At 55.4% G+C, this 7,752-nt stretch carries 6 protein-coding genes; 5 read left to right on the forward strand and 1 reads right to left on the reverse strand.

The features are described from left to right. Positions 1–8 precede the first annotated feature (8 nt). The gene (gene fadB / locus AAZT04_RS22000) at positions 9–2,198 is read right to left on the reverse strand and encodes a fatty acid oxidation complex subunit alpha FadB (RefSeq protein ID WP_046374705.1); all 2,190 of its coding nucleotides are present in this window, start codon (positions 2,196–2,198) and stop codon (positions 9–11) included. Positions 2,199–2,431: 233 nt separating this feature from the next. Here fadB and AAZT04_RS22005 point away from each other — a divergent pair, with 233 nt between their 5' ends. The 5 genes from AAZT04_RS22005 (at position 2,432) to hemG (ending at position 7,734) form a co-directional block, all read left to right on the forward strand. Continuing rightward, entirely contained in the window at positions 2,432–3,628 is a 1,197-nt protein-coding gene (locus tag AAZT04_RS22005; RefSeq protein WP_434681726.1) for an MFS transporter, read from the forward strand. A 117-nt stretch (positions 3,629–3,745) separates the two neighbouring features. Further along, positions 3,746–5,077, forward strand: coding sequence for a Xaa-Pro dipeptidase (gene pepQ, locus AAZT04_RS22010; protein ID WP_020824854.1), 1,332 nt, complete (start codon positions 3,746–3,748; stop codon positions 5,075–5,077). Further along, the gene (locus tag AAZT04_RS22015; protein WP_434681728.1) at positions 5,077–5,691 is read left to right on the forward strand and encodes an IMPACT family protein; all 615 of its coding nucleotides are present in this window, start codon (positions 5,077–5,079) and stop codon (positions 5,689–5,691) included. The genes pepQ and AAZT04_RS22015 overlap by 1 nt, the downstream gene beginning before the upstream one ends. 35 nt (positions 5,692–5,726) lie before the next feature. Beyond that, complete coding sequence (gene trkH, locus AAZT04_RS22020; protein WP_020824856.1) at positions 5,727–7,178, forward strand: Trk system potassium transporter TrkH; 1,452 nt, start codon at positions 5,727–5,729, stop codon at positions 7,176–7,178. Between the two features lie 22 nt (positions 7,179–7,200). Next, positions 7,201–7,734 carry a menaquinone-dependent protoporphyrinogen IX dehydrogenase gene (gene hemG, locus AAZT04_RS22025; protein ID WP_020824857.1) on the forward strand — a complete coding sequence of 178 codons (534 nt, stop codon included), beginning with the start codon at positions 7,201–7,203 and terminating at the stop codon, positions 7,732–7,734. Positions 7,735–7,752: the final 18 nt, after the last annotated feature.

The raw sequence follows: 7,752 nt of genomic DNA on the forward strand, positions 1-7,752 counted from the left end.
TTATGACCTCATGCCGGTTGGCCAGTGGAGACATCGGACAGCGGCGCTGCCACCGGGTAGTAGCTTTCATTACGTTCGGCTTTGGCACGCAGGCCGGCAGGCACCTGATACAGAGCGCCAAGATGCGCGTAACGCTGAGCCATTTCGACGTAATGGGTGGTGCCAAGCGTATCCAGGTAGCGGAATACCCCTCCGTGGAACGGCGGGAAACCGATGCCGTAGACCAGTGCCATATCGGCCTCGGCCGGGCTGGCGATGATGTTTTCTTCCAGACAACGCACCACTTCATTGATCATCGGGATCATCATGCGGGCAATGATTTCTTCGTCACTGACGGTTTGACGTGGCTGGCTGACGGTCGCCAACAGGGCATCGGTTTGCTCATCGTTGTCTTTACGCGGCTTGCCTTTGTTGTCCTGACTGTAACGATAGAAGCCCAACTGATTTTTCTGACCGAAACGCTGGTTATCGAACATCACGTCGATAGCGTCACGGTAATCTTTGCCCATACGCTCAGGGAAACCGGAAGCCATCACTGCCTGGGCATGGTGCGCGGTATCAATCCCCACCACGTCGAGCAGATAAGCCGGGCCCATTGGCCAGCCAAACTGTTTTTCCATCACTTTGTCGATCTGACGGAAATCCGCGCCGTCGCGCAGCAGCAGGCTAAAACCGGCGAAATACGGGAACAGCACGCGGTTGACGAAGAACCCCGGGCAGTCATTCACCACAATCGGCGTTTTACCCATGCGACTGGCGTAGGCCACCACCGCAGCAATAGTGCTGTCGCTGGTCTGCTCGCCGCGGATGATTTCTACCAGCGGCATACGGTGTACCGGGTTAAAGAAATGCATGCCGCAGAAATTCTGCGGACGTTTCAGCGATTTCGCCAAGTGATTAATCGGAATGGTCGACGTATTGGAGGCCAGGACGGTATCCTCGCCAATCAGGCCTTCCACTTCGGACAGCACTGCCGCCTTGATCTTAGGATTCTCGACCACGGCTTCGACGATGACCTGTGCGCGCTCGATACCGGCATAGTCCAGCGTTGGCTGAATGGTCGACAGCACCTGGGCCATCTTCATGCCGTCCAACTTGCCGCGCTCCAACTGCTTGTTCAGCAGCTTGGCGGCTTCATTCATGCCGAGCGTCAGGGATTTGTCGCTGATGTCTTTCATGATCACCGGCACGCCTTTCAGCGCGGACTGGTAGGCGATGCCGCCACCCATGATACCGGCCCCCAACACAGCAGCTTGCTTCGGTGCTTCAGCATTCAACGCCCGCTTCTTCGCCTGGCTTTTCACAAACTGATCGTTGAGGAAAATGCCGACCAGGGCGCGCGCCTCTTTGGAGCGGGCCAATGGCACAAAGCTGGCGGTTTCCAATTTCAACGCTTCATCGCGACCCAGCTTGGCAGCGGCCTCAATGGTTTTGACCGCGGTCATCGGTGCCGGGTAATGTTTGCCCGCGGTTTGCATCACCATGCCTTTGGCGGTGGTGAAACTCATGGCGGCTTCGATTGGGCTAAGCTTCAATGGCTCGAGCTTTGGCTGACGATAAGCGCGCCAATCCAGTTTGCCGTCGATCGCCTGTTGCAGCATTTTCAGCGCGGCATCGACCAATTTTTCCGGGGCAACCACTGCATCTACCAGGCCAACCTTCAGTGCGTCTTTGGCGCTGACGTCTTTACCGGCGGCGATGATCTCCAGTGCGCTGTCGTTACCCAACAGGCGTGGCAGACGTACGGAACCACCGAAGCCGGGCATGATGCCCAGTTTGGTTTCCGGCAGGCCAATGCGTGCATCCGGTGAAGCGACGCGGAAGTCGGTAGCCAAAATGCATTCGCAACCGCCGCCGAGCGCATAGCCGTTAATGGCCGAAATGGTCGGTACCGGCAGATCTTCCAACCGGTTAAAGATGCTATTGGCAAAGACCAGCCATTCCTGCAGTTTTTCTGCTGGAGCCGCAAATAAAGAAAGGAACTCGGTGATATCGGCGCCGACAATAAAGGCGGCTTTCGTGGAACGCAGCAGTAGGCCTTTCAGCTCGGTCTGCTTTTCCAAAACCGTGAGCGCTTCGCCCAGGCTGGCAACGGTGCGGGTATCCAGCTTGTTTACAGAACCTGGGGCATTGAACACCAGCTCGGCGATGCCGTTGTCGAGCCAGTGCAGTTGTAATGTTTCGCCTTGGTAGAGCATGTCTATCTCCTGAATCAGCGTTTGATCTGGTATGACCAGATGATGAGGAGTGTGGTTTTTATGTTAACAATATGCAAATAAGAGATTGCATTTTTGCAGGGCGGATCACATGACCATGGGTTAATGTTCTGATTTATAACGAAGTTATATTTTATGCGTTATGGTGATTTGCTGGTGTGGGAAACCCCTCATACACTTGCCGGAGCGAAGCGCTAAATACCCAGAGGTGCGAAATGAGTAAAGCGGTATGTGCAAAACAGAGTGGGTTTTGGAGTCTTCCCGCCAGAACCATGACGCTGGCCTGCTTGCTGGTCTTCATGGCGCAGATGGCGACAACGGTGTATCTGCCTTCGTTGCCGACGGTGATGCAGGAATTGTCGATGACGCGCCGTGCCACCGAGCTATCGATATCAATATTCGTCATTGGCGCCGCGCTACCGGTGCTGTTCTGGGGCGCGGCAGCCGATCGCTTTGGGCGGCGCCTGCCGCTGACGTTGTCGTTGGCGTTGTTTATCAGTTGCAGCGCGCTGCTGGCGTTTTGCAGCAATGGCACCCAATTATTGGTGCTGAGGGCACTGCAGGGCATTGCCGCCGGGGGCGCCGCGATCATCGCACGCATTATTGTTCGCGATAACTGGAGCGGCGACGAGCTGGCACGACGCCTTTCGGTATTATCGATTGCCTTTATCGCCGCGTTGGGCGGTGGGCAGTTTATCGGTGGGTTGCTGAGCCAATATTCGCACTGGCAAATGGGCTTTGTACTGATGGGGCTGACCGGGCTGGCGATCCTGCTGCTTATGCAGACGCTGCCGTTGGAAGCTGGCAGGGGGGCGGGGCCTCGTCCGCCGATGGCCACGGCTTATTGGCGCATTTTGCGTCGGCCGGGATTTTTCTGGCCGGCATGCGTCGGTGGATTAGGGTTCGCGACTACGGTAACCCTGCAAGAGGTGAGCCCGTTTTTAATGCAGCAGGGGTTTGGTCTGAACGTGACGGCCTTTGGGGCGCTGGGATTGGTGATCGGCGTAGCTTACTTTACCGGGGCGATGGCGGTGAATCGGACGGTGGCGCGTTTCGGCGGCAAACGGCTAATGCAGGTAGGAGCGAGTATTGTCGCTATGACGACCGTCGCGATCATGCTGCTGTGGTGGAGCGGTGTGCTGGTGGGGCTTTCCGGCATGGCGTTATTCATTGTGCTGTACTGCCTGACGATTTTTGGCCAGGCGGTATTGTTCCCTAACAGTATGGCGATGGCCGTCAGCGATGCCAAAGAGCAGGGTGCCTATGCCATGGCGTTGTGTGGGTTTCTGCAGCAGTGCCTGGCGGGTATCGCTGCGGCCGGTGCCGTTTTGCTTGAGCATCACGGTCTGTGGGCCGCCGCGATCGCCTCGTCAGGTTTTATCGCCTGGTTAATTGTTAAGCTGCGGATGTAACGACATTTACAGTGATTTGCGAAGCGCCCCGCATGCCAGAGGCGATGAGGTTGGTACGCAGGAACGGTGTGCTAAGATGAGGCATTCCGTTCTAATGGTATGTAAAAGGGTATTGTGATGGAAACACTGGCTTCTTTGTATAACGACCACCTGGCAGAACTGCAAAAACGCGCGCGTGAAGTGTTAACGCGCAACAAACTGGACGCGTTGCTGATTCACTCAGGGGAACTGCAGCGGATATTCCAGGACGACCGCAGTTATCCGTTCAAAGTGAATGCGCATTTTAAAGCCTGGGTACCGGTGACTTCGGTTCCAAACTGCTGGCTGTGGGTGGACGGCGTTAACAAACCGAAGCTGTGGTTCTATTCGCCGGTCGATTACTGGCATAGCGTTGAGCCGCTGCCGGACAGTTTCTGGACCAAATCTGTTGAACTGATACCGCTGGCCAATGCTGACGATATCGCTCAGCAGCTGCCAGCCCAGCGTGAGCGCGTGGGCTATATCGGTTATGCGCAACAGCGCGCTCGCGATCTCGGTATTTCGGCAGAGAACGTTAACCCTAAAGCGGTGTTGAACTACTTCGACTTCCATCGCTCAATCAAAACCGGCTACGAGCTGGCCTGCATGCGTGAAGCGCAGAAGACCGCGGTTATGGGGCATCGTGCTGCCCACGAAGCTTTCCTGTCAGGCATGAGTGAGTTTGATATCAACCTGGCTTATCTCACGGCGACAGGCCATCGCGATACCGATGTGCCTTACGACAATATCGTTGCGCTGAATGAGCATGCGTCGGTACTGCATTACACCACGCTGGATCACCAACCGCCGGCTGAAATGCTGAGCTTCTTGATCGATGCTGGTGCGGAATATAACGGCTATGCGGCCGACCTGACTCGTACTTATGCTGGCCAGAGCGGCAGCGATTTCGCCCAGTTGGTTAAAGATCTTAATAACGAGCAGTTGGCGCTGATGGAAACCATCAAAGCCGGTGTGCGTTACACCGATTACCATGTGCAGATGCACCAGCGCATCGCCAAATTGCTTAAAAGCCACAAACTGGTGAGCGGCATCAGCGAAGAAGCCATGGTGGAACAAGGGCTTACCACGCCATTCCTGCCGCACGGTTTGGGCCACCCTCTGGGCCTGCAGGTACACGACTCAGCCGGTTTTATGCAGGATGAACAAGGTACCCACCTGGCGGCGCCATCGAAATATCCATACCTGCGCTGCACCCGCGTATTACAACCTGGCATGGTGTTGACCATCGAACCTGGCCTCTACTTTATTGAATCCCTGCTGGCACCGTGGCGCAGCGGCGAATTCAGCCAACACTTTGCCTGGGATCGTATCGATGCGCTGAAACCTTATGGTGGTATCCGTATTGAAGACAATATCGTGATCCATGAAAAGCGCATTGAGAACATGACGCGCGACCTGAACCTGGCCTGATGCAGCCTTATCCGATCCCCGCAGGCCCCATTAGCGTCAGCGAGGAAATCAAGAAGAGCCGTTTTATCACCCTGCTGGCGCCGACCAGCGGGGTTGATACGGCCAAGGCGTTTATTCAGCAGGTACGTGATGAGCACCCGGCAGCGCGGCACCATTGCTGGGCATTTGTCGCCGGGCCGCCGACCGATTCTCAGCAATTAGGCTTCTCAGATGACGGGGAGCCCTCCGGCACGGCGGGTAAACCTATCCTTGCGCAGCTTATGGGTAGTGGCATAGGCGAAATCACCGCCGTAGTGGTACGTTACTACGGCGGTATCAAGTTGGGCACCGGCGGTTTGGTAAGAGCCTACGGCAGCGGGGTGCAGCAGGCATTAAAACAGTTGGCCGTAAGCTACAAGATCCCGCAGGCCGAATATACTTTGCAATGCGACTATGCTCAGTTGGCACTGGTAGAGAATCTGTTGCAGCAAACAGAAGGGCGGATTGTACAGGGGGAATATGGTGCCTCCGTCGTGCTGCATCTGGCTTTACCGGTCACCGGCGTTGAGGCGTTCGGGAATAAATTACGTGATCTCAGTCGCGGTAATTTGCAATTAACCCCCATTTCGCAATAATTCCCCCCAACTGAATTGCTAAGGATCGTGCTGAAATGCATTTTCGCGCTATTACCCGTATCGTGGGTTTGTTGGTCATCCTGTTCTCCGGGACGATGTTTATTCCTGGTCTGGTGGCATTGATATACCGCGATGGGGCAGGGCGGGCTTTCAGCCAGACCTTCTTTGTGGCGGTGACCATTGGCCTGATGCTGTGGTGGCCTAACCGTAAACAAAAGCACGAGTTGAAACCGCGGGAAGGCTTTTTGATCGTGGTGCTGTTCTGGACGGTGCTGGGCAGCGTCGGGGCATTGCCGTTTTTATTTTCGGAGCGGCCTAACCTGTCGCTGACCGATGCCTTCTTCGAGTCGTTTTCCGGTTTGACCACCACGGGGGCGACAACCTTGGTGGGGTTGGACTCGTTACCCAAAGCCATCTTGTTCTATCGGCAGATGCTGCAATGGATGGGCGGGATGGGGATCATTGTGTTGGCCGTAGCGATACTGCCGATCCTCGGTGTCGGGGGGATGCAGTTGTACCGGGCTGAAATGCCGGGCCCGCTGAAAGATAACAAAATGCGCCCGCGCATTGCCGAAACGGCTAAAACCCTGTGGCTGATTTATGTTCTGCTGACCATTGCCTGCGCGTTGGCGCTCTGGGGGGCCGGCATGTCGATGTTCGACGCCATAGGCCATAGCTTCTCGACCATCGCCATTGGCGGCTTCTCTACCCACGATGCCAGCATCGGTTACTACGCCAGTCCCACCATCAACACCATTATTGCTATTTTCCTGCTGATCTCCGGTTGTAACTACGGCCTGCACTTTGCCTTGTTGAGCGGGCGCAGCCTGAAAGTGTACTGGCGTGATCCTGAGTTTCGCATGTTTATCGCCGTCCAGTTGACGCTGGTGGTGGTCTGCACTGGCGTACTCTGGGGGCATGGTGTTTACAAAACCGGTATGGAAACGCTCAATCAGGCATTCTTCCAGGTGGTGTCGATGGCGACGACGGCGGGCTTTACTACCGACAGCATTTCCAAATGGCCGTTATTCTTGCCGATGTTGCTGCTTTGCTCTGCCTTTATCGGTGGCTGTGCCGGTTCGACGGGGGGCGGCCTGAAAGTGATCCGTATTCTGTTGCTCTATTTGCAGGGCTCGCGTGAGCTAAAAAGGCTGGTGCACCCTAACGCGGTTTACACGATAAAATTGGGTAACCGCGCACTGCCGGAACGGATCCTGGAGGCGGTATGGGGATTCTTCTCGGCTTATGCGTTGGTCTTTATCGTCAGCATGCTGGCCATTATCGCAACCGGTGTGGATGATTTCTCTGCCTTCGCTGCTGTGACGGCGACGCTGAACAACCTGGGGCCGGGGTTGGGGGTGGTGGCGGATAACTTTACTACCATGCCTGCACCGGCAAAGTGGATCCTGGTTCTGACGATGCTGTTCGGTCGCCTTGAGGTCTTTACACTGCTGGTTCTGTTTACGCCGACGTTCTGGCGCGAATGACCTTGATAAAAGGAGTAACGCCGTGAAGGCACTGATTCTTTATTCTAGCCGTGATGGGCAAACACGTTCTATCGCCTCTTATATAGCAAACAAACTGCAGGATACGCTGCGCTGCGATGTGATCGATTTGCTGCAGGCGGATAATATTGACCTCACGCAGTATCAGCAGGTATTGATTGGCGCATCGGTGCGTTATGGTCATTTCCATCCGACATTGGGAAAGTTCGTCAAACGCCACGCTGAACAATTGAACCGGATGCCGAGCGCATTCTTTAGCGTCAACCTGACCGCCCGTAAAGCGGACAAACGTTCCCCGCAGACCAATGCTTATACCCGTAAGTTCCTGCTGGCGTCGCCTTGGCAGCCAAAACAGTGCGCCGTGTTTGCCGGCGCACTGCGTTATCCACGTTATCGCTGGCTCGATCGCGTAATGATTCAACTTATTATGCGTATGACCGGGGGTGAAACAGACAGCAGTAAAGAAGTGGAATACACCGATTGGCAGCAAGTGGAACGTTTTGCCCAGGAGTTTGGCCATATTCAGTATGAAAAGTGACGAAAACGCTGGCTTGTT

The sequence above is a fragment of the Serratia sp. Je.1.23.a genome, from assembly GCF_051129805.1.
GTDB classification, from domain to species: Bacteria; Pseudomonadota; Gammaproteobacteria; order Enterobacterales; family Enterobacteriaceae; genus Serratia; species Serratia liquefaciens.

Coding starts and splice junctions, on each gene's coding strand:
- fadB (WP_046374705.1), bottom strand. CDS start 2,198: ATGCTCTACCAAGGCGAAACATTACAACTGCACTGGCTCGACAACGGC.
- AAZT04_RS22005 (WP_434681726.1), top strand. CDS start 2,432: ATGAGTAAAGCGGTATGTGCAAAACAGAGTGGGTTTTGGAGTCTTCCC.
- pepQ (WP_020824854.1), top strand. CDS start 3,746: ATGGAAACACTGGCTTCTTTGTATAACGACCACCTGGCAGAACTGCAA.
- AAZT04_RS22015 (WP_434681728.1), top strand. CDS start 5,077: ATGCAGCCTTATCCGATCCCCGCAGGCCCCATTAGCGTCAGCGAGGAA.
- trkH (WP_020824856.1), top strand. CDS start 5,727: ATGCATTTTCGCGCTATTACCCGTATCGTGGGTTTGTTGGTCATCCTG.